Origin of the sequence: Luxibacter massiliensis (assembly GCF_900604355.1) — a bacterium.
Taxonomy (GTDB): domain Bacteria; phylum Bacillota; class Clostridia; order Lachnospirales; family Lachnospiraceae; genus Luxibacter; species Luxibacter massiliensis.
Window position 1 is genome coordinate 1,196,347 of record NZ_UWOE01000001.1, and the last position, 22,334, is coordinate 1,218,680.

Genomic DNA, 22,334 nt, shown 5'->3' on the forward strand with positions numbered 1-22,334 from the left:
TTATGAGTACATTACTGGTCTGGAAAGAGCAACTGCAGAAAGTATATGCTAAGTATTCCACATACATTATAAAGGTTTTACAGTTTATTCTGGGGTTATGTGTTTTTGGCCTTATCAACTCGAATATCGGGTTTATGAAGGCTGCTTCTTCTATATTGTGTACAGTTGGGCTTTCCGTGGTATGTGCATTCCTTCCCCTTGTTATCATGGTGATTGCAGCTACGGCGCTGATACTTTTACATTTTTATGCGCTGTCTCTGCCCATAGCAATTGTAGCACTGGTTATTTTTCTGATTATGTATATTTTTTATTTTCGGTTTACTCCTTCAAAATCCTGGCTGGTTCTGCTGACCCCGATTGCCTTTGCATTTAAAATACCTTTTGTGATACCAGTGGCATTCGGCCTTCTTGCAGCCCCTGTCTGTGTACTTCCGGCTGCATTTGGGACAATCGTTTATTATATGATACATTTTGTAAAAGGTTCGTCATCCGCCTTTAAAGGCGGGGATGCGGCAGGCCTTATAGAAGGGTTAGTGGCATTTACAAAACAGTCGCTGACAAATAAAGAAATGTGGGTAATGGTGCTTGCTATTTCTATCAGTCTCTTAATCGTATATGCAGTGCGGACGCGTTCTGTTGACCATGCCTGGAAGATTGGGACTGCGGCAGGGGCCCTGACAGCCATTATTATCGGGGCGGCAGGTAATTTTGCCTTAAATGTACATTTATCATACAGCCTGTTGGTAATAAGCGGCGCTGTAGCTATAGCCGCGGGATTCGTATTGGAGTTTTTGTTCTTCTCGGTTGATTATGCAAGGACAGAACGTATGCAATTTGAGGATGATGAATATTATTACTATGTAAAAGCGGTTCCCAAAATCGGAGTTTCCGCACCAGAGGTCAATGTTAAGCATATTAACGAACGTCAGGGAGATGTCAGGGAGACAATGGTGATTGATGCTTCCGATGTGAAAAAGGCTGCAGATGCGCAGAAACACCAGCAGAATAGAAATATTCCCAGAGGACGCAGCCAGGCGGGTAAAATAGACCACGCAAAATCTGCAGATGAGATTCTGCTGACAAGGAGCCTGACTAGGGAACTGGGCTTGGATAAACTGGAGGATAAATAAGAAGAATATAATTTAAAGCAGCCTTGCATAATTGTCCGGGTGCTTGGAATAGGAGGTGGCATATATGGAACAATGGATTAGGAATTTCTTTGAGAATTATGTGAGCGACATGTATTTTCCAAATGTACACCTTACTGATATTATAGAAATTATTATTGTAGCGGTTATTGTGTACGAAATCATGCGTTGGATTAAGAATACAAAAGCATGGATGCTGCTGCGGGGCATGCTTGTGCTGGCGCTGTTTATCCTAGTTGCCGCTATACTTAAGATGCATACCATACTTTTCCTGGCAAAGGAATCGATTAATGTACTGGCCATTGCGGCTGTGGTGGTTTTCCAGCCGGAACTGCGCAGGGCCCTGGAAAAGCTGGGTGAGAAAAACCTGCTGAATAATATTAACCTATTTGACAGAAGCAGGGAGAATCAAAGATTTACGGATGAGACAGTACAGAGCTTGGTAAAGGCTTGTTTTGATATGGGGAGCGTCTGTACAGGGGCCCTGATAGTTATTGAGCAGGCGATCCGCCTGACGGAGTATGAGATGACAGGTATTGAGCTGGACTGTAAAGTTTCATCTCAGGTATTGCTGAATATATTTGAGCATAATACACCGCTCCATGACGGGGCCATCATAGTGAGGGGGAACAGAATTGCATCTGCGACCTGCTACCTTCCGCTTTCCGATAATATGCAGATTAGTAAGGAGCTGGGAACCCGGCACAGGGCGGCTTTGGGCATGAGCGAGGTAAGTGACGCCCTGGTCATTGTCGTTTCCGAAGAAACCGGGCAGGTTTCTGTAGCTATGGGAGGACAGCTTGCCAGAGGGGTTACGCAGGAATACCTTACTGCCAGGCTGAGCCAGATCCAGTATAGGATGTCAGAAGGGAAGCGGTTTACTATACGGAAAGGACGGCAGAGGAATGATGAAATATAAATTTACGAATAATCTTGGACTTAAGATTATGGCTCTGGTATTTGCCGCATTCCTCTGGCTGATCGTTGTGAATATAGACGATCCGGTGGAGTCCGCTACTTTCCGCAATATACCTGTGACAGTACAGAACACAGAGATTGTAACGAATGAGGGAAAGGTATACAGAATCCTGGATGACACACAGTCAGTCAGCGTAATTGTAAGGGCAAAGCGTTCCGTCTTATCTAAACTGTCGAGCAGCAGCATTGTGGCAACAGCAGACATGAGCCAGATGCAGATTGAATCACTGGTGCCAATTACTGCTACATTGCCAGGTTACGATGGACGATATACAGCGGAAGCCACTCCCAACAATCTAAAAGTTAAAATTGAAGACCAGACGAAGAATGCCATTCCTCTTACCGTCAGTGTCTCGGGTACGCCCAGGGACGGATATGTTGTAGGAGAGATGACAACAAATCCAGAAAAGATCACAGTACGTGGCTCTGAGTCCCTTGTATCAAGTATCGATAAAGCTGTGGCCAAGGTAGATGTCTCGGGACTGTCTAAGACTAGTGTCCTGCAGGCCGAATTGGTTTATTATGACGGGAATGGAAATGTAGTTGATAAGACTCAGCTGTCTGATAATCTTGGAGATGAAGGCGTTACTGTGAATGTCCAGATATTAAATACAAAAGATGTAGGCCTGGAGTTTGGAGTTTCTGGTGAACCAAAGGAAGGATATATATTCAGCTCCATTACAAGTGAGCCTGAGAAAGTCCAGGTCTGCGGGACAGCGGAAGCTCTGGCAGAAGTTGATATACTGGAGATTCCTGCATCAGAAGTCGATATAAGCGGTGTGTCAGAAAAACAGGAAATAACAGTAGATATACTTCCGTATCTTCCAGACGGCATTCAGCTTGTGGATGAGACAGCCAATAATGTTGTGGTGACAGTTACTATTGAGCCGGAAGGGGCCAGGACCATAGAGCTTCCTGTAGAGGCTGTGCGGGTGAATAACCTTCAGGACAATTTAAAAGTATCCTTTGATTCACAGACAGATATTGAGCTGCAGTTTAAAGGCCCCCAGGAGGCCTTGAGCACTCTGGATGTCAGAAATGCGGCTTCTATAGATTTAAAAGCATATACGAAACCTGGGGAATATGAGGTTCCTGTCAATGTGGAAGTGCCATCGGGTATTACCTTGACCAAGAAGCTGACAGTCAAAGTCACACTGACAGAAAAAACAGATTCAACAGAAGCAGAGGATGAATAAGAGGAGGGACGATTCGAAGATGGTCAGCCAAAAAGTTACAATTAAAAATCCGACTGGCCTGCATCTAAGGCCGGCAGGTTTGTTTTGCAAGACCGCTATGCAGTATGGCAGTAAGATTAGTGTGGAAAAGAAACGGAAACACGAAGAAGTGACTGCAAATGCAAAAAGTGTGCTGAGTGTTTTGGGAGCGTGTATTAAAAGCGGCGATGAGATTAACATTATCTGCGAGGGGGACGATGAGGAGGAGGCCCTCAGGGAGATGGTGCGTATTGTGGAGGATGGCCTGGGCGAGTAGGCATTGCTGGCCTGTACAATTTAGATAAGAGGAGAGAGGAAGATGAGCAAAGCTACATTAGTGATTATGGCTGCAGGGATTGGCAGCAGATTCGGCGGGGGGATCAAGCAGCTTGAGCCTGTAGGCCCCAACGGCGAGATTATAATGGATTATTCTATTTTTGACGCTATGGAGGCTGGCTTTGACAAAGTAGTGTTTGTTATCCGCAAGGATTTGGAGAAGGATTTTAAAGAAGTTATCGGAAGCCGTATCGAGAAGATAATAGATGTGGATTATGCCTATCAGGAAGTGGACGATATACCAGAATCCCATAGGGAGAGGTTCAAAGAGAGAACCAAACCATGGGGGACAGGGCAGGCTATTTTATGCTGCAAGGATGTGGTAGACGCTCCTTTTCTCGTGATCAATGCGGACGATTATTACGGAAAGCAGGCGTTCATTGAAGGATTTGCTTATCTGACAGGGGAGCAGCGCCAGGATAAGCGCGAAATCTGTATGATTAGTTTTGTGCTGAAAAATACTCTCAGTGATAATGGTGCAGTAACCCGGGGGGTATGCAGGGTAGATAGAAATGGCATGCTGGCGGATATTGTGGAGACCCATAATATTGAAAAGGCAGAAGGCGGCGCAGTCGTAGATAATGGTATAGACAAGGTGATGATTGACGTGGATTCTCCGGTTTCTATGAATATGTGGGGACTGAGGCCTGATTTCTTCCAGATATTGGAGGAAGGCTTTGGAAAGTTTTTAGACCATGTTGATACAGATAATCTGAAAGCAGAGTACCTTCTTCCGACTATTATAGGGGACCTGCTTGGCAGGGGGATTTTGGATGTGAAGGTATTAAAGTCAGAGGATAAATGGTTCGGTGTTACCTATAGGGAAGATAAAGATGCTGTGATGGCAGCAGTGAGGGGACTTGTGGATGCTGGGGTATATCCAGAAAAGTTATTTGAAGCATAAAAGGGCAGAAGGCATGTGTATTCATTATGGATACATATGCCTTTGTGTATGTATACCGAAGTGGAAATGAAAGGAAATACGAGTAGTATAGATTGGCAGAGGTGAAGAACATGAAGAAAAAAATATTGGCATTGGGACTGAGTTTATGCCTGGGAATCAGTATGCTATCAGTCCGGGGCATAGATGCACATGCCGAAGAGGCGGCAGGCGGGCCCACCGTACAGGAAAATAATGCAGATAATATCCAGGACGGCAGCACAGGATACCAGGAAGAGGGCGGGAGTGCGACAGATGATGGCAGCCTCATTGAAGGGCAGGGCAATACAAAGGATGCCGCCGGCAATCCCGGCGGGGCCACAGAGGATGGCATCCAGGATTCAGGCACAGAGGCAGAATCGGCAGTTTTAGGCAGTGGTGAGGCCCTGGATGAAAATGAGGCTGTACAGCAGCCTGATGCTGGCGGGAATGAGGCGGACCAGCAGCCGGAGCAGGCTGCTGAGGTTACTCCGGTTGAAATACAATGTATGGACGAGGAGGGGAACATTTACTATATCACAGACGATGTCTCCCCATCTGTTGATTCTGATGGGATTATGGCACGGGCAGGGGGAGATCAGGTAGTAAACCTGCGCGTTAAGCAAAATGGTACAGTTGTAAATGACATTACTGTTTTTCAGGAATATGGAACAGGGACAGAGGGATATCTGTACGGCCAGATGGGGGCAGATGCTGCTTATCTTGGCACTGAAGGCGGAAAGGTTAAATTTATGGTCAGCGGGGTTATCGGTCTGGTCAATGCGTCTGAAGTACAGGTTGTGAACAAAGACAGTGTGGGAAGTGTAAGCAGCTATTATGCAGACGGCGCCAATATTATCCACAGGATTAGTTCGAATCTGAACAGCCAGACAACCAGCGCTTTGAAAGTAGGGCCTCAGCAGTCTTACATGAGCACCGGGGCTACTTATTACAGCTATGATGGGAATTATTTTTACACAAACTATTCCACCATGCTTTTTGATTACAGAAATGGTACAAGGGCAAATTCCATCAATCCTACAACCCCATACTATAATTATTTCCAATTCCTTCCGCTGAGAAGCCGGACAAATTATACGGCGGCCCAGCTAAACAGCAAAATCAGCGCCAAGGCTGGGGCGGGAAGTGGCTCTAAGATGTTAAATACAGGGAGCAGCCTGATCGGGAATCAGGATACATACGGCGTAAATGCCCTGATTATGACAGGGATTGCCGCAAATGAAAGCGGATGGGGAAAGAGCGGCCTGGCCATGGGGAAAAATAATCTGTTTGGCCTTAATGCCGTGGATTCCTCACCCACAGAAAGCGCGGATACATTTTCCAGCCCAGAAGTTTGCATTAAAAATTTTGCAGAGGGATGGATGTCCAAAAAATATTTAAATCCCAATGCCTGGAATTATTATGGGGGGTTTTTAGGGAATAAGGCCAGTGGGATTAATGTAAAGTATGCCTCTGACCCCTATTGGGGGGAAAAAGCTGCCAACATTGCTTGGAACCTTGACTCAGAGTCATTGGACAGACATCAATATACAATCGGAATCAAGGATACAATGAATACCAAACACACGGACGTGGCTGTCAGAAAGGAGAGCAGCGCCTCTTCGGCCAATATTTACACGACTGGGAACCAGTCAAACCATGCTTTTATTGTGCTGGAAGAAGAAAATGGTTTTTACCGCGTACAGAGTGACGGAGTCCTCAACAGTTCCAGGACGGGCATTGATAATTCTTCTGGAAAATATAATGCTTCGTCTATGTACGGGTATGTACAGGGCCAGTCTGTGAGTATTGTTTCTGGGGAAGTAGAGAACAGCACAATGTTCGCTGTTGCCTACAGCACACATGTACAGACTTATGGCTGGCTGGGAACAGCCAAAAATGGGGAGTCCTCGGGGACAGAGGGACAGGCCAAGCGGATGGAGGCCGTTAAAATACAGCTTAAGAATGCACCCTATGCAGGCTCCGTAGAATACCGCGCCTATGCCCAGACTTATGGCTGGCTGGACTGGGTCAGGGACAATGCCGAAGCAGGGACAGTCGGAAAAGGGAAGAGGCTGGAAGCATTACAGATCAAGCTTACAGGAGAGATGGCAAAGCATTATGATATTTACTACCGTGTCCACGCCCAGACGTTCGGCTGGATGGGATGGGCGAAGAACGGAGAAAATGCCGGATCAGCAGATTATGCCAAACGGGTTGAGGCACTGCAGATTGTACTGGTGGAAAAAGGCGGGAAAGCTCCGGGCAGTACTGCAGATGCATTTAAGCAGAGGCAAATACAATACCGGACCCACGTACAGACCTATGGATGGCAGGGATATGCCTATGACGGAGGGGTAAGCGGTACCACGGGGCTGGCCAAACGTCTGGAAGGGATTGAAATTTCCCTTAAGGCAAAGCCAGTCAGCGGCTCTGTCAGGTATAAGACCCATGTACAGACTTATGGGTGGCAGGACTGGGCCAGTGAAGGTACTGTCAGTGGCACCACAGGGCAGGCCAAACGCCTGGAAGCTATACAGATAGAGCTTACAGGAGAGATGGCTAAAAAGTACGATATATACTACCGGGTGCACTCCCAGACCTATGGATGGCTGGGATGGGCCCAAAATGGCGGGAAAGCCGGTACGGCAGGTTATGCCAAGCGTCTGGAATCTATCCAGATTGTACTTGTAGATAAGGGAGGGGCAGCTCCGGGCAGCACAGAAAAGTGTTACCTGGAAAAATAGGATTATGAAGAATAGGAACAGTTTAGGCAGAAAGAGCATTTTATATAAATTACACATTCTTGCAGCTGCATTTATTTTCAGCTTTCTTGTGTTCGGCCTTCATGTGCAGGCAGAAGAAAGGGCGGCTGGCGTGCCGGCCAACCTGAAAATAAATCTGATGGATGAGCCGTTCGGCGTGCCGGCAGATGATATCCGTTTTTCCTGGAGTATGGATTCGGGGACAAAGCAGGCGGCCTACCGCATCGTGATCGGCAAAACGGCCCAGGATATGCAGAGCCGCCAATATGTCTATGACAGCAGCTGGGTATCCTCCGATAAAAGTGCAGGCGTGAAGTTGGGAAAGAGCCTGGAACATAACCGGTTATATTACTGGCAGGTACAGGTCAGGGATGTAAACGGCACTGCCAGCGGCTTGTCTGAGGCCAGGCCATTTTCTACGGAAGTGGGAAGCCAGTGGAAGAGCACGGCAGGCATCTGGGCGGGGACAGATGATTTTGCATTTTTCAGATATAGATTCAGCAAGAACACAGGAAATATAGACAGGGCGGTGGTGAATGTGACGGCCTCTTCCCCGGAGCCGTCCAAACAATATGTCTACCATTTTTTTGTCAACGAGAATATTGCAGGCATTGGCCCCAGCCGTGTAAACCATGGGGAGCTGTATTATAATTCCTATGATGTGACAAATCTGCTTAAAAACGGGGAAAATGTTCTGGGCGCTGTGTGTTATGCAAGGTCACAGAGGGCCTTTCTCTGCCAGATGACTATATTTTACAAGGATGGGAGCTCAGAGATTGTCACAAACTCTGGCCGGGATTCCTCCAGCTGGCTGGCCCTTAGGGGAAACAATATTTATGGGAATAATGGAACCAGCATTGGCACAGGGTACTATTTTGCAAGCGCAGAAAACATGAACAGTCCAGCCTATCCCCACGGGTGGCTGAGCTCATCTTATACGATGCAGAACTGGACCAGCGTTACCTCAGCATTTAATGTGGGGAGCACTTTCAGCCTGAAACCATATCCTTCTGACAATGTCTCCAGATATACGGTGGAGCCGGCTTCAGTAACTAAAAAAGGAGATGGTTCCTATGTTATTGATATGGGCCGGGAGATTGCGGGGAGCATAGCGCTGAAAATATATTCCAGTTCCCAGAAAGGGATTACTGTCCGTTACGGGGAGCAATTAGACGGCAGCGGAAATGTGATTTATAAACTGAATACAGGGAATGTTTACGAGGAAAAGTGGACTTTAAGGACGGGGGATCAGGAGATACCGGGAACGGGGATGAAAACCTTCCGCTATGTCCAGATTTATTCCAGTCCTGTTCCACTGGGAAAGGCCAATGTTACAGGCCTGGAAATCCGCAAGAAGTTCGAAGATGCTGAGTCGGCATTTACAAGCAGCAGCCAGACACTGAATGATTTGAATGCATTATGTAAAAATACTATTAAAGCAGGCAGCCAGCAGTTATATGTGGACACCCAGAGCAGGGAGCGTATGCCCTATGAGGGGGACGCCTTTATCCAGATGATGTCCAATCACTCTTACAGTGATGATTACGCGCTGGCCAGGCATTCTGTTGACTATCTTCTGTACAATCCTACCTGGCCTGCAGAGTATGGGTATTACGCTGTGATGGCAGCGTGGCAGGATTACCTGTATACAGGGGATACTTCTCTGCTGGAGAAGGACTACCAGGTTCTGAAAAACCAGATGGGAAGTACGGCCATAAGCGGAAGCGCTGGCCTGGTGCAGCCTCCTGCCAAGTCCATTCTGGTAGATTGGCCGGCCGGAGAAAGAGACGGCTATGATACCGATGAGGTATACTATAATACTGTCCTCAACGCAGTGTGCGCCGGCGCATATGACAGTATGGCATCCATAGCCTCGGTACTGGGAAACGGCCAGGATGCCTCCTACTACCAGTCACAGGCAGATACGATACGAAATAATATGATCCAGAAGCTGTATCATGCAGAGACAGGGACTTTTTATGACGGCCTGACATCTTCCGGCCAGATTGTAGAACATTCTTCCCAACATGCTACAGCTTTTGCCCTTGCATTTGGCGTGTATTCAGACCTCCAGATGGCTGGCAGGATGTCAGAGTCGATCCAAAGAGACGGCATTGTGCAGATGAGTGTATATGGATCTTACTTTCTTCTTCAGGGACTGTATAACAGCAATGCAGGAGACCTGGCCAGGCAAGTCATGACAAATCCGAGCCAATATACAGGCAGCCACAGTTGGTCTAACATGCTCTACAGGACAGGGAATACCACTGCTGCTGAGGCGTGGGACAGTACAGTGAAGGGAAATTTAAGTAATTTACATCCGTGGGGTTCTGCACCGGGAAGCTGGATGGTAAGAGGACTTTTTGGGATCCAGCCTACATCCGGGGGATTCCAGACATTTCAGGTAAAACTGCAGCCAGGGGGGTTAGGGCAGGCCTCAGTGGAAGTGCCCACTGTAAAGGGGCGGATAGAAGCGGCCTATACTATTGGCGGGGATGGGAGTATGCAAGTAAACTTAAAAGTGCCGTCCAACACAACGGCTGATATAAAGCTCCCTTCTGCCACCCAGGGGAGCCAGGTGTCTGTCAACGGGGGAGCGGTCAATGCTTCTTATCAGGATGGATTTCTGCAAATACAGCTTGGCGCCGGAAGTTATCAGATAAGCTATCATGCCGGGATTTATGCAGATGGCACGGAGCTGGCTGAGAATGACAGTGTGGTATACAGCACCTATGGGAAAAGCTGGTCAGCGCTGGAGACCAATGGAAATATGAGCGGCAGTACGGGTAAGGCTATTGGACTTGAAGGGATTAAAATGATCCTCAATTCTGGGACCTCCGGCGGAGTGCGCTACAGCGCCCATATAAGTTCCGAAGGATGGCTTGACTGGGCCGAGAATGGGACAGTCGGCGGCAGGCCCAAAAGCGGCCGGACAATACAGGCTGTGAAGATAGAGCTGACAGGTGATGCGGCTTCACGCTGGGATATTTATTACAGATCCTACTGCCAGAGCTATGGGTGGCTCGACTGGGCGAAGAATGGCCAAGTTGCAGGGACTGTGGGAATGGCCAAACGGATGGAGGCCGTGGAGATTAAACTGGTTGACAAAGGAGGGGAAGCGCCCGGCGCCACGTCCAGGGCGGCAATCCAGAAAGATGACCTTACCTATTCCACCCATGTCCAGACCTATGGCTGGCAGTCCCCGGTTTATGAGGGGATGACAAGCGGCACAGAAGGAAAGGCAAAACGGCTGGAGGGTATTAAAATATCCATTAAGAATCTGCCTTATTCCGGGCAGGTTCAGTATAAAACCCATGTCCAGACCTATGGCTGGCAGGATTGGGTGTCAGATGGGGCTATGAGCGGTACAGAAGGACAGAAGAAACGTCTGGAGGCAATCCAGATCCAGCTGACAGAAGAGTTAAATGAGAAGTTTGATATTTATTATAGAGTCCACGCCCAGACCTACGGCTGGATGGGGTGGGCAAAAAATGGAGAACCTGCGGGCACAGCAGGATATGCGAAGCGCCTGGAGGCAATCCAGATCAGGCTGGTGACAAAAGGCGGTGAGGCTCCAGGCAGTACGGACAGGGCATATGTGGATAAGGATGGCCCTGGAATCCGTTATTCCACCCATGTCCAGACCTATGGCTGGCAGAGCCAGGTACAGAATGGAGAAATGAGCGGCACAGAAGGGCAGGCAAAGCGTCTGGAAGGCATCAAAATATCTGTAAATATGCCTGGAGTGGCAGGAAGCGTCCGCTATAAAACCCATGTGCAGACCTATGGCTGGCAGGATTGGGCCTGGGACGGCGGCATGAGCGGTACGGAAGGGCAGAAGAAGCGCCTGGAGGCAATTCAGATAGAGCTGACTGACCAGCTGGCCGAGAAGTATGATGTATATTATCAAGTCCACGCCCAGACCTATGGCTGGCTTGGCTGGGCAAAAAATGGAGAGCCTGCCGGTACAGCCGGGTATGCGAAGCGCTTGGAAGGGATACGCATACAGCTGGTAGAAAAAGGCCAGGCATTTGATACAGGAGGGACGGCTTACCACGATAAAAATGCAGTCTCTGTCCAGTCTGACGGGCAGGAGAATCTGGATAAGCCAGAAGAAGATGGGCACATAGAAAGCAGTGGAAAGAGGGAAGAGATCCAGGAAAATCAGGGTCAGTCCGATGTTATTCCAAATCCAGATGCAGCAGAACCTGACCAGGATCAGGAAGTCCAGTCCCCGGCCGGCGGAGAGGGAGATATGAGTGACAGCACCCAGGATGGTACGGGAAATTCTTCAGATCTGGAAAACATAGAGGCGCCGGAATCGGATTCTCTGGAAAGTGACGGATAGAAAGGCTTTCTTCTGATCAAGACTGCATTAAAAAAGGATTCTAAAGAGCTGTGGCAATGGTAGCATGATATGCTCCCTTCTAGGCAGACAAGTGAAATGTGAAATCATTTAAACTTGTGGCTTAGGAGGGAGCATATCAACTTTATTGCCGCAGCTCTTTTGCAGAGCTCTTTTTTATAGAAAGCCTGGCAATGACAAAGATATAGATAAGGAAAATTATGGCCAGTGCGATCATTGAGATGGTGTAAAAGGCTGAGATCCCCATGATACCTCCTGCCATAGCCGTTCTCCGGCCTCCAAGAAGAAAGCAGAGGCTGATCAGCAGGTACCCCCAGATAAGATGGCGCTGATATCTGGTAATAGTAATGACCATTGTAAAGAAATTGACAAGGGCCAGGAGGCCCCCTCCCAAAAGTAAAATCACCAGCTCAGCCCGGTAAGCCGCCAGATCTACCCCATATAATAATGAAAGAACAGGTATTCCCAGCAGATAGCCGCCGCCCATTGCCAGGATGGTCAAAACCCCAATAAGAACTGTCTGGCGGAGGATCAGGAACCAGAACTGCCGCAGCTTTCTTTCGCCCCAGATGATGGCCAGCCGGTTAATCATAGGCTGGTAAATAAATGTACTGAGCAGGCTGATAACAAAGACTGGCATGAAAATATAATTAAACTGCGCCTGTTCCTGGCTGGTCAATACGATATCTATTGCATATTTAGGGGCATTTGCCACATAAGCCATGAGAAATGTGGAAATAAATATTGGAAAACAGTCTATGAGAAGCTCCTTTATGTGGCTTCTGCGGGAACCTTCCTTTTTATAAGTAAAGATCCCAATTACAGAGCCATTCATACATACAGACAACAGTATGGTTGTGATAAGGCAGACTGTAGTTGTGAATATTAAGTTATGAGTCAGGAAATAGACGGCCATGTATTCAGCAATATATATGCCCAGCCGTATAGTCAGAATCTTTCCGGCAATGTCAAGCCTTCCCTGCTGCTGGAAAAGGCCGTGGTATACATCCTCAAAGGCATCCACTGCTTTGATGCCGCAGATGAGTATAACGGCAATTGATTTTTCTAAGTCATAGGAACCGCCCATATAGAGAAAGGCTGTATAAAAGACCGCTGCAAGCATCATAAGTACCGTAGAAAGAATCCGCAGGCGGAAATACTCACTGAAACAGAACTGTTCATTTATATCAGATACCTGGTACTGCCTGACCCCATAGCGCCCCACCATGATGAGAAGATTGGCAATCGCGTAAGCGATGACAAAAGTACCGGCATCTGTGACATTATCGATACGGGAAATTACCATCAGGATAACAACCGCCTGGAAGGAATTAAGCATAGCTGAGAAAGAATTCCATATATAGGCAGACTGCTCCCTGTTTTTTGATGTGGTTAGAAAATTATTTATGATAAACACTCCTTTACTGAATCAGAACATACAATTACTGATGTGTATGTTACATATGTTTGCGGGAAAAGTCAAGAGAGGCAGGCCAGGATAACAAAGATTTGATGTACTGGCTATTGACATATAAAAGAAAAATAGAATATACTTATTAAGTATGAGATATTTTGTATCATTTTACAGAAGGGAGTAGTAAATGAAGAGACACATTAGAAAAATGCTGGCAGCATTGCTGGGAGTCTGCATAATTGCAGGAAATACTAGCACTTATGGAAGCATCAGCCACGCAGCTCCTGAAAGTGAGGCGGCTGTGCAGGAAGATGGGACAGCAGAGGCCGGGGAGCAGGGCCAGACAGAAGGGGTTGGCAGTACTGCCGGTGAAGCAGAAGGAACAGGAGAAGCAGGCGCGGGCGCTGAGGCAGCATCCTCCGAGGAAAGCCAGGCTGGACAGACAGGGGATGATACAACAGCTCCAGAGCAGGCGGAGGAACAGGAAAATACTTCAGAAGAGGCGGGGATTGCGGCCCAAAGCGATGACAGTACAGAGACAGCATCCCAGGAGAGCCAGGAGTTAAAGGAAAACAGCTGGAGATACCAGGATGGAAATCTGATAGAGAATTATGAAATATCCTCCAGGGCAGGTTATGCCAATGCGTGGAAAAAGGTAAACGGGGTATACATGAATGATAATGGCCAGGCCATTATCGGAGCCAAGAAAAAGGGAATCGATGTCAGTGAACACCAGGGGAATATTGACTGGGCCCAGGTGAAGGCGGACGGAATTGATTTTGCCATTATCCGATGTGGTTATGGGAATGATTCTACATCCCAGGATGATAAGAAGTGGCTCTATAATGTATCGGAGTGTGAGCGGCTGGGCATTCCCTACGGCGTGTACATTTATTCCTATGCCACAGATACATCTATGGCTAAAAGTGAGGCACAGCATGTGCTCAGGCTGATTAGCGGCAAAAGTCTTTCATATCCAGTCTATTTTGACATGGAGGATAATTCCACAAAGGGACTCAGCAATGATATGAAAGGGCAGATTGCTAAGACATTTTGTGACACCATAACTGCGGCAGGGTACCAGGTAGGGGTTTACGCAAACCTGGATTGGTGGACAAACCACCTGACCAGTTCTGTATTTAATAACAGTGCATGGTCAAAATGGGTTGCCCAGTATAATTCTACCTGTGATTATGCAGGGACATATGAGATATGGCAGTGTACTTCCAAGGGAAGTGTTGCCGGAATAAGCGGCAATGTAGACCTGAATTTCCTCATGGATGAAAGTGTAGAGGATAATGGGACAGTAAGCGGGACGGATGCAAATCTTCTGTCATTCTCTGCTTATATGCAGTCCTTTGAATGGCTGGATGCAGTTCAAAACGGCGGCGATGCAGGGATGGCCGGATATTCTAAAAGGCTGGAAGCATTTAAGATTAGTGTAGGCAGCGGTTATGGAGATTTGGGAGTCAAATACAGCGCCCTTGTACAGGATGACGGCTGGCAGGATTATGTCAGTGACGGCGCAGTGGCAGGGACAACAGGGCAGAGTAAAGCTGTCCAGGCTGTGAAGATTGAGCTGACTGGAAGTAATGCAGCAAATTATGATATTTATTACCGTGTCCATGCCCAGACTTATGGATGGATGGGATGGGCCAAGAATGGAGAGGCAGCTGGTTCAGAAGGATACGGAAAGCGGCTGGAGGCCCTGCAGATTGCAGTGGTGCCAAAGGGACAGGCCGCGCCGGGAAGCACAGACAACGCATTCAAGAAGAAAGAAGCTGGGGTGTCCTACCAGTCCTATGTGAATGGACAGGGATGGCAGGCAGAACAAGCCAATGGCGCCATGAGTGGAACTTCAGAGCAGGCAAGGAGCATCGAGGCGCTGAAAGTACAGCTTAATCTTCAGCAGTACAGCGGTGATGTTGTCTATAATACGTACATGCAGTCCTACGGCTGGCAGACAGAGCAGTCTAACAATGCGGTCAGCGGACTGCCGGGCCAAAACAAGAGAATGGAAGCTGTCACCATTAAGCTGACAGGCGAGATGGAACAGCATTTTGATATTTACTACCGCACCTATGTACAGACCTATGGCTGGCTGGGATGGGCCAAGAACGGGGAGAAGGCAGGTACCTCGGACTTTTCCAAGCGCCTTGAGGGGATTGAGATCCGCCTTGTTGAAAAGGGCGGCGCGGCGCCTGGCGATACCAGCAATGCATTTAAGCACCGTGACGTACTCTACCAGACTCATATGCAGACCTATGGCTGGACCGGGAAAGCTGCAGATGGAAAAACCGGCGGCGTAACTGGGCAGGCGAAACGTATGGAAGCTGTGAATATATATCTGTCCGAGCAGAAGTATGCAGGGGATATTCAGTACAAGACCCATGTACAGACATACGGCTGGCAGGATTGGGTGGAAAACGGAGCCGATGCCGGGACAGTGGGCCTCAAAAAGCGTCTGGAGGCAATACAGATTAAGCTGACAGGCGAGATGGAAGAGAACTATGACATATACTACCGTGTCCATGTACAGACATACGGCTGGCTGGATTGGGCGAAAAATGGTGACAGTGCAGGGACAGAGGGTCTTGCAAAGCGCCTGGAAGCCATTCAGATAAAGCTTGTGCCTAAGGGGGAAGCAGCGCCGGGCAGTACAGACCGGGCATTTATTAAATAGCACTATGGATCTGCCGGCCTATACTCGTGAGGGAAAACGGAAGTATGGGCCGGCAAATTTTTAGTATTCAAGTTGGGAACAGGAAGGATAGGATGGATGAAACTTATTATACAGATTCCGTGTTATAATGAAGCGGAAACCCTGGAGATTGCCTTAAATGACCTGCCAAAACAGATAGACGGCATCGATCAGATAGAATATCTGATTATCAATGACGGCAGCAAGGACAACACTGTCGATGTGGCAAAAAAATGGGGCGTTCATTATATCGTGAATTTTAAGAGAAATAAAGGATTGGCTAAAGGGTTTATGGCAGGGTTGGATGCATGTCTCAGAAATGGCGCTGACATTATTGTGAATACAGATGCAGACAACCAATATTGTGCCGATGATATAGAGAAATTGGTGCGCCCAATCATTGAAGGCAGGACAGATATTGTAATCGGCGAGAGGCCCATTGACCAGACAGAGCATTTCTCACCTTTAAAAAAGAAACTTCAGCATTTCGGGAGCTGGGTGGTGCGTGTTGCTTCCAAGTCAGATATACCTGACGCCCCCAGCGGTTTCCGGGCTTACAGCAGGGAAGCGGCAATGCAGATGAATGTCAGCAATGAGTATACGTATACCCTGGAGACTATCGTACAGGCAGGCAGAAATAAAATAGCTATGACGTCAGTTCCTATTAGGACCAATGCCGAGCTGAGGCCCTCAAGGCTGTTCAGCAGTATGTTCGGCTATGTAAAGAAGTCCATGCTGACCATTTTAAGAGCTTTTATGATGTATAAGCCTATGCGGTTCTTTACGATTTTTGCAGCCATTCCTTTTCTGATAGGCCTGGGTTTGGGAATCAGGTTTATGGTATACTTTTTCCTGGGCACAGGCGGAGGCCATGTACAGTCGCTGATACTGGCCAGTACGCTCATGATGCTTGGGTTTATGACATTCGTGATCGGGCTGCAGGCAGATATTATATCTGCCAACCGGAAGCTTTTGGAAGATATACGTTATAAAGTAAGCAAAATGTATTATGAGGATGCAAAGGATAGCCATAAAGAGCAGGACTAAGTAAAAAAGGACTTGCCCATAGATCATTCTAATTCTATGGGGCAAGTCCTTTTTTATTACATAGGAAAATCCATTGGATTTCCTATGCAACAAAAATCACTCCGTGGTCACAGGAAACAACTGTCAATGCCATAAAATATTATGAACGTACTGTATCTCTCCAATAGTCCAGGGTATCTGACAAAGTCTGCGGCAGGCCATAGCGGGGAGTCCAGCCGGTAGCAGATTGAAGCTTGGATATATCTGCTGCAATCTCGGGGACATCCACAGGCCTCATTTTAGCCGGATCACTGGCCACTTCTATCTGAACTTTTGAGAGATCCAGCAGGCTGTCCAATATATGCTGTATGGGATAGGCCGTGCCAGTGCCTACATTGTAAGTTTCCCCGGAAACCCCCTTCTGGGCCAGAAGCACATATGCCCGGACAACATCTCTTACATCTGTAAAATCCCGGCGCGCACTTAAGTTGCCTACCTTCATAAGGGGGTCTTTCAGGCCACATTCAATCTCCGCGATCTGCTTGCAGAAATCACTGACTACAAAAGTAGGGAGCTGTCTGGGGCCTATGTGGTTGAAAGCCCTTACACTGATAATATCCAGGTTATAGGCCTCCTGGTAGATTCTGCCCGCCATGTTCTGAAAAGCCTTTGTGGCGGCATATAAATTGCCTGGGCGTACATGGTTAGATTCCCTGAGGGGGAGTTCCCCGGGCAGAATATGCCCGTATTCTTCCCCTGAACCAATCAGTATAAGCCGGGAATGTATTTTCGAGTCTTTCAGGGCGTCCAGGACATTTAAGGTTCCCTTTATATTAATATCTACTGTCAGGCCTGGGTTTTTCCAGGACAGGGATACGGAACTCATGGCAGCCAGATGAAAAATATAGTCAGCCTGTACTTTTGCCAAAAGTGAGGAAACTGCCTCCTTGTCGGTGATATCTAAATCATAAACCTCTACAGTCTTTAGCGGGCAGGATTCAGAAGGAAGCTTGGTGATTTCCACCTGCCATCCCCAGGCCTCCTGCAATTCCTGTATCAAATAGCTGCCTACGAAACCAGAGCCTCCTATAATTAAAGCTTTCATAAAGTGTGTTCTCCGTAAATTTATTTGTTGGATTCAGCCTCAACAAGAGCCATGTCATTTTTAACCATTCTCTCCACCAATTCTGCAAAAGAGATCTCCCTCACCCATCCAAGTTTCTCCTCGGCTTTGGCCGGGTTGCCAAGCAGGATATCTACCTCCGCCGGGCGGAAAAAGGCTTCATTTACTTTTACAAGAGTCTTTTTGGTTGCTTTGTCCCTTCCGATTTCATTTATGCCTTCTCCTGACCATTCTACCTCGATACCAGCGCATTTAAAAGCAATATCTACAAATTCACGGACTGTCCTGGTCTCATTTGTCGCAATAACATAATCGTCAGGCTCATCCTGCTGTAGCATCAGCCACATTGCTTTTACATAATCTTTAGAGTGGCCCCAGTCACGCTTGGAGTCCATATTGCCTAATTCCAGATGATCCTGCAGTCCGGCCTTGATTCTTGCAACAGCATTTGTGATTTTTCTTGTGACAAATTCTTTTCCGCGGCGCTCGCTCTCATGGTTAAATAAGATTCCGCTGCAGGCATAAAGTCCGTAGCTTTCTCTGTAATTTTTTGTGATCCAGTGGCCGTAAAGCTTTGCCACCCCATAAGGGCTGCGGGGATAGAAAGGAGTAGTCTCACACTGTGGGATTGCCTGTACAAGTCCGAACATCTCGGAAGTAGATGCCTGATAAAAACGCGCAGAGGGTTTTACTGTACGGATTGCCTCCAGCATATTGGTGACTCCCAGGGCATCAATGTCAGCGGTGGCCAAAGGCTGCTCCCAGCTTGTAGCTACAAAGGACTGTGCAGCCAGATTATAAACTTCGTCTGCCTGGGAGATTTTCATTGCGTTGATTAAGGAGACAATATCTGTCATGTCTGCATAGATAAAATGAATTTTATCCTTCAGATGCTCCACATTTCCGTAGTCAACAACGCTTTTCCTTCTCATAATCCCGTAGACATTATAGCCTTTCTCTAAAAGAAGCTCTGCCAGATAAGAGCCGTCCTGTCCAGTTACACCAGTGATTAATGCATTTTTCATTTTTTTACCATCCTATTCTTTAATTTATAAATATTGATTTTTGTCAGAAGTTCTTAATTGTTCCAAGATTTTTTTGATATCGCCGGCAGAAGATTTATTACATATTAAGGTGGCATCCTCCGTGTCCACGATAATCAGATCTTTTAAGCCTACAGCGGCTATGAGCTTGTCTGTCCCTTCGATTATACAATTTTCAGAGTCATAGACAACGGTATTCCCACTGCACATATTGCGGTGGGAGTCTACGCCCCGGATACGCTCAACAGCCAGCCAGGAGCCTACATCGTCCCAGCCGAAATCTCCAGGCAGGATATAAATATCAGAAGCTTTCTCCATAATGCCATAGTCGATAGAATCAGACTGGAATTTCTCGAATTCCTGCTTAAGCACTGTATCCTGGGCATCGCCGCCCACTGCCTCTTTGATTCTGAGGAGGCCCTGGTAAGTGGCGGGGAGAAATTCTTCCATGTTATGCAGGATAGAAGATACCTTCCAGATAAACATTCCGCTGTTCCAAAGATACCGCCGGGTTTCCAGATACTGGCGGGCCGTATCTAAATCTGGCTTTTCAACAAATTGTTCCACCTCATACGCATCCTGGCAGCGGGATCCTGGATTGTATTTGATATACCCGTACCCGGTCTCCGGATAATTGGGGGTGATGCCAAGAGTCACCAGGTTATTGCCTGTTTCTGCCACATTACATGCAGATTGAAGAACAGACAGAAAAATTTCATTATTATGAATTAAATGGTCAGAAGGGAGTACAATCATTAATGCATCATCATATTTTCTGCTGATGTGCATGGCTCCCAGTCCGATACAGGGGGCAGTGTTCCTCCCCACAGGCTCGCAGATAATATTTTCTGGCGGCAGATCCGGGAGCTGTTCTTGTACCAGCTTCTTGTAGTTTTTATTTGTTGCAATATATATGTCCTCCAGGGCCACTAATGGCAGAATCCTTTCGGCTGTCAGCTGGATCATGGTTTTGCCGTCGCCGGTCAGGGAAAGGAATTGTTTTGGGAGAGCCTGGCGGCTCCTGGGCCAAAAGCGCTCACCCTTGCCTCCTGCCATAATAAGTGCAGTAGTTTTCATAATAACCTCCTTTGTTTCATTTTGCCTGTATAACGCTAATATCATACAATATTTTATACGCAAAAACAATAGCGCCAGCCTTTTTTAGTGAAATGACTTTACTTATACAAGCGGGTTTGTTATTATGTAGGATAGCTTTTATTGTAATTTAACGAGAGGGTTATTATAAATAAAGATGAGTAAAATATCTGTTTTCCAAGTAGCAAAAAGATTGAAGCCTGTACTCAAGGCGTTTATACCTGACAGTAAACTAAGGGCTGCAAAAGAGCGTATGATTGACAAAAAATTATGTTCCATGGCGCAGCAGAGGAAGAAAACCTCCCATGCAGGGGATTTTTTAAAAGGTGTGAACCTGATAGGGGATGTGAAGGCGGAGATCGGCTTAGGACAGAGCTGCCGTCTTTTGGCGGACATGCTGAAGGCCAGCGGGATTGACTTTAAGATTTACGATTACAGGCTGCCAAAGGTGCCCAGATCTTCCGACCCTGCATGGGATGCTTACATTGGCAAAGAGCTGCCATATTCAGTGAATCTGATCCACATTAATCCTTTTGAGCTTAAAAGCTTTTTTATGGAGACAGAGTTGGAGATGTGGCAGGGCAGGTATAATATAGGCTTCTGGCTGTGGGAGCTGGAGGAATTCCCGGATGAATGGCTGATGTGCACAAAGATGTTGGATGAAATATGGACGCCGTCTGAATTTGCAGGCAGCAGTATCAGAAGAAAGGCTGACCTGCCAGTAAAGACGATTCCATATTGGGTGACGGCGCCATGCAGGGAGAACTGCGGCAGGGCATATTTCGGCCTTCCCCAGGAGAAATTTTTGTTTTTGGCCATGTATGACTGTAATAGTACGATTGAGCGGAAAAATCCGATTGGGACAATTGAGGCTTATAAGAAGGCGTTCCCTGAGGAGGATCCAAAGGTGGGCCTGGTCCTGAAAATGAATAATGCCCGGGAAGCTGAGATTGCCCTAATCAAAGAGAGGCTTAAAGGATATAATAATGTATATTTTATTACAGATATTTTGGAAAAGACCGAGGTAAACAGCCTGATAAAATGTGTAGATGTGTTTTCCTCGCTTCACCGTGCAGAGGGGTTTGGACTGGTTCTGGCTGAGGCTATGATAGGGGGGACGCCTGTCATTGCAACAAACTGGTCATCTAACACGGAGTTTATGGACAGCACCTGTGCATGTATGGTAGATTACGGGTTTGTGCAGTTGGAAAAGGATAGTAACCTTTATAAAAAAGGGAGCCGTTGGGCAGACCCTGACATATCGGAAGCTGCAGAATATATGAAAAGATTATATTCAGACCGGGTTTTCTATGAAGACATCCAGCGTAATGCAAAAGAGCATGTGGAACAAGTCCTGGGCAAAACTCCCGCCATCGGGAGGATGGAGAGGCGCCTGCATGAAATAATAGAAGAAAGGCAGTACTAAGTATGAGATTAGTCAAAGAATTATATGCGTACAGGCAGATGGTAGTCAGCCTTGTGAGAAAAGAATTAAGAGGGCGTTACAAAGGCTCTGTGCTCGGTTTTATGTGGACTTTTATCAACCCGCTGCTCCAGCTGATGGTCTACACCCTTGTATTTTCGGTTCTGCTGCGTTCTCCTATAGAAAAATATTATCTGTTTCTGTTTGTCGCCCTTGTGCCCTGGATTTTCTTCAGCTCTTCTTTGACGGGCGGGGCAAGCAGCATACTGGCCCAGAAGGATATGGTGAAAAAGATATATTTCCCAAGGGAGGTTCTGCCGATTTCTTTTGTAACCACAGCGTTTGTCAATATGCTTTTATGTTTTATCGTGATTTTCGGGGTAGTGTTCGTATCAGGGACAGGCGTCAACCCGGTTGCACTTTTATACCTTCCGGCCATTATGGTTATAGAGTATCTGATGGCCCTGGGCATAGCCATGGTATCATCGGCCATTACTGTCTATTTCCGTGACATGGAACATATTCTCGGGATTGTAAGCATGGTGTGGATGTACATGACGCCTATCATGTATGATGTATCCATTGTGCCGTCCAAACTGCAGCAGTTTTTTTATTTAAACCCTATGACTTCTGTCATTATTGCCTATAGGGATATTCTGTATTACAAACAGATTCCCCATATCAGCACTCTGGTGAATGCTTTGGTTTTCGGGATTATCGTAATGCTGCTGGGTTTTGTTGTCTTTGGCAGGCTGCAGAAGAATTTTGCGGAGGAATTATAAT

Annotated in this window: 15 protein-coding genes; 11 read left to right on the forward strand and 4 right to left on the reverse strand. The window is 47.1% G+C overall.

Annotation, left to right across the window (positions count from 1 at the left end; genetic code table 11):
- Positions 1 to 2 precede the first annotated feature (2 nt).
- The 7 genes from EFA47_RS05610 to EFA47_RS05640 all read left to right on the forward strand — a co-directional run bounded on the left by EFA47_RS05610 (position 3) and on the right by EFA47_RS05640 (position 11,708).
- Complete coding sequence (locus tag EFA47_RS05610) at positions 3 to 1,130, forward strand: hypothetical protein (protein WP_122642365.1); 1,128 nt, start codon at positions 3 to 5, stop codon at positions 1,128 to 1,130.
- A gap of 64 nt (positions 1,131 to 1,194) precedes the next feature.
- The gene (cdaA, locus tag EFA47_RS05615) at positions 1,195 to 2,067 is read left to right on the forward strand and encodes a diadenylate cyclase CdaA (RefSeq protein WP_122642366.1); all 873 of its coding nucleotides are present in this window, start codon (positions 1,195 to 1,197) and stop codon (positions 2,065 to 2,067) included.
- Positions 2,054 to 3,322, forward strand: coding sequence for a CdaR family protein (locus tag EFA47_RS05620; protein ID WP_122642367.1), 1,269 nt, complete (start codon positions 2,054 to 2,056; stop codon positions 3,320 to 3,322). The genes cdaA and EFA47_RS05620 overlap by 14 nt, the downstream gene beginning before the upstream one ends.
- A gap of 19 nt (positions 3,323 to 3,341) precedes the next feature.
- The gene (locus tag EFA47_RS05625; RefSeq protein WP_122642368.1) at positions 3,342 to 3,617 is read left to right on the forward strand and encodes an HPr family phosphocarrier protein; all 276 of its coding nucleotides are present in this window, start codon (positions 3,342 to 3,344) and stop codon (positions 3,615 to 3,617) included.
- Between the two features lie 42 nt (positions 3,618 to 3,659).
- Positions 3,660 to 4,580 carry a nucleotidyltransferase family protein gene (locus tag EFA47_RS05630; RefSeq protein ID WP_122642369.1) on the forward strand — a complete coding sequence of 307 codons (921 nt, stop codon included), beginning with the start codon at positions 3,660 to 3,662 and terminating at the stop codon, positions 4,578 to 4,580.
- A gap of 110 nt (positions 4,581 to 4,690) precedes the next feature.
- Positions 4,691 to 7,342: a glucosaminidase domain-containing protein gene (locus EFA47_RS05635; protein ID WP_122642370.1), complete on the forward strand. Its 2,652-nt coding sequence runs from the start codon at positions 4,691 to 4,693 to the stop codon at positions 7,340 to 7,342.
- Positions 7,343 to 7,346: 4 nt separating this feature from the next.
- Positions 7,347 to 11,708: a family 78 glycoside hydrolase catalytic domain gene (locus EFA47_RS05640; protein ID WP_122642371.1), complete on the forward strand. Its 4,362-nt coding sequence runs from the start codon at positions 7,347 to 7,349 to the stop codon at positions 11,706 to 11,708.
- A 142-nt stretch (positions 11,709 to 11,850) separates the two neighbouring features.
- Here EFA47_RS05640 and EFA47_RS05645 read toward each other — a convergent pair whose 3' ends face one another.
- Entirely contained in the window at positions 11,851 to 13,032 is a 1,182-nt protein-coding gene (locus EFA47_RS05645) for a lipopolysaccharide biosynthesis protein (protein ID WP_235853223.1), read from the reverse strand.
- A gap of 295 nt (positions 13,033 to 13,327) precedes the next feature.
- Between EFA47_RS05645 and EFA47_RS05650 the strand changes: the two genes are divergently transcribed.
- Both EFA47_RS05650 and EFA47_RS05655 read left to right on the forward strand, forming a co-directional pair.
- The gene (locus EFA47_RS05650; RefSeq protein ID WP_122642373.1) at positions 13,328 to 15,823 is read left to right on the forward strand and encodes a GH25 family lysozyme; all 2,496 of its coding nucleotides are present in this window, start codon (positions 13,328 to 13,330) and stop codon (positions 15,821 to 15,823) included.
- 96 nt (positions 15,824 to 15,919) lie between these two features.
- The gene (locus tag EFA47_RS05655; protein ID WP_122642374.1) at positions 15,920 to 16,888 is read left to right on the forward strand and encodes a glycosyltransferase family 2 protein; all 969 of its coding nucleotides are present in this window, start codon (positions 15,920 to 15,922) and stop codon (positions 16,886 to 16,888) included.
- A gap of 139 nt (positions 16,889 to 17,027) precedes the next feature.
- Here the strand turns inward: EFA47_RS05655 and EFA47_RS05660 are convergent, their stop codons facing one another.
- From EFA47_RS05660 to EFA47_RS05670, 3 genes are read right to left on the reverse strand one after another with little or no spacing between them, the layout of a single operon-like run.
- Positions 17,028 to 17,972 (reverse strand): GDP-mannose 4,6-dehydratase, encoded by a 945-nt coding sequence (locus EFA47_RS05660; RefSeq protein WP_122642375.1) that lies wholly within the window; start codon positions 17,970 to 17,972, stop codon positions 17,028 to 17,030.
- Positions 17,973 to 17,992: 20 nt separating this feature from the next.
- A complete protein-coding gene (gene gmd / locus EFA47_RS05665) occupies positions 17,993 to 19,015 on the reverse strand; it encodes a GDP-mannose 4,6-dehydratase (protein ID WP_122642376.1) in 1,023 nt (340 codons plus the stop codon).
- Positions 19,016 to 19,039: 24 nt separating this feature from the next.
- Entirely contained in the window at positions 19,040 to 20,110 is a 1,071-nt protein-coding gene (locus EFA47_RS05670) for a mannose-1-phosphate guanylyltransferase (protein WP_122642377.1), read from the reverse strand.
- Positions 20,111 to 20,285: 175 nt separating this feature from the next.
- On the opposite strand from EFA47_RS05670, the gene EFA47_RS05675 reads away from it, so the two are divergent.
- Positions 20,286 to 21,554 carry a glycosyltransferase family 4 protein gene (locus EFA47_RS05675; protein WP_122642378.1) on the forward strand — a complete coding sequence of 423 codons (1,269 nt, stop codon included), beginning with the start codon at positions 20,286 to 20,288 and terminating at the stop codon, positions 21,552 to 21,554.
- Between the two features lie 2 nt (positions 21,555 to 21,556).
- On the forward strand, positions 21,557 to 22,333 hold the full coding sequence (locus tag EFA47_RS05680; protein ID WP_122642379.1) for an ABC transporter permease: 777 nt from the start codon (positions 21,557 to 21,559) through the stop codon (positions 22,331 to 22,333).
- Position 22,334: the final 1 nt, after the last annotated feature.

Coding starts and splice junctions, on each gene's coding strand:
- EFA47_RS05610 (WP_122642365.1), top strand. CDS start 3: ATGAGTACATTACTGGTCTGGAAAGAGCAACTGCAGAAAGTATATGCT.
- cdaA (WP_122642366.1), top strand. CDS start 1,195: ATGGAACAATGGATTAGGAATTTCTTTGAGAATTATGTGAGCGACATG.
- EFA47_RS05620 (WP_122642367.1), top strand. CDS start 2,054: ATGATGAAATATAAATTTACGAATAATCTTGGACTTAAGATTATGGCT.
- EFA47_RS05625 (WP_122642368.1), top strand. CDS start 3,342: ATGGTCAGCCAAAAAGTTACAATTAAAAATCCGACTGGCCTGCATCTA.
- EFA47_RS05630 (WP_122642369.1), top strand. CDS start 3,660: ATGAGCAAAGCTACATTAGTGATTATGGCTGCAGGGATTGGCAGCAGA.
- EFA47_RS05635 (WP_122642370.1), top strand. CDS start 4,691: ATGAAGAAAAAAATATTGGCATTGGGACTGAGTTTATGCCTGGGAATC.
- EFA47_RS05640 (WP_122642371.1), top strand. CDS start 7,347: ATGAAGAATAGGAACAGTTTAGGCAGAAAGAGCATTTTATATAAATTA.
- EFA47_RS05645 (WP_235853223.1), bottom strand. CDS start 13,032: ATGGTAATTTCCCGTATCGATAATGTCACAGATGCCGGTACTTTTGTC.
- EFA47_RS05650 (WP_122642373.1), top strand. CDS start 13,328: ATGAAGAGACACATTAGAAAAATGCTGGCAGCATTGCTGGGAGTCTGC.
- EFA47_RS05655 (WP_122642374.1), top strand. CDS start 15,920: ATGAAACTTATTATACAGATTCCGTGTTATAATGAAGCGGAAACCCTG.
- EFA47_RS05660 (WP_122642375.1), bottom strand. CDS start 17,972: ATGAAAGCTTTAATTATAGGAGGCTCTGGTTTCGTAGGCAGCTATTTG.
- gmd (WP_122642376.1), bottom strand. CDS start 19,015: ATGAAAAATGCATTAATCACTGGTGTAACTGGACAGGACGGCTCTTAT.
- EFA47_RS05670 (WP_122642377.1), bottom strand. CDS start 20,110: ATGAAAACTACTGCACTTATTATGGCAGGAGGCAAGGGTGAGCGCTTT.
- EFA47_RS05675 (WP_122642378.1), top strand. CDS start 20,286: ATGAGTAAAATATCTGTTTTCCAAGTAGCAAAAAGATTGAAGCCTGTA.
- EFA47_RS05680 (WP_122642379.1), top strand. CDS start 21,557: ATGAGATTAGTCAAAGAATTATATGCGTACAGGCAGATGGTAGTCAGC.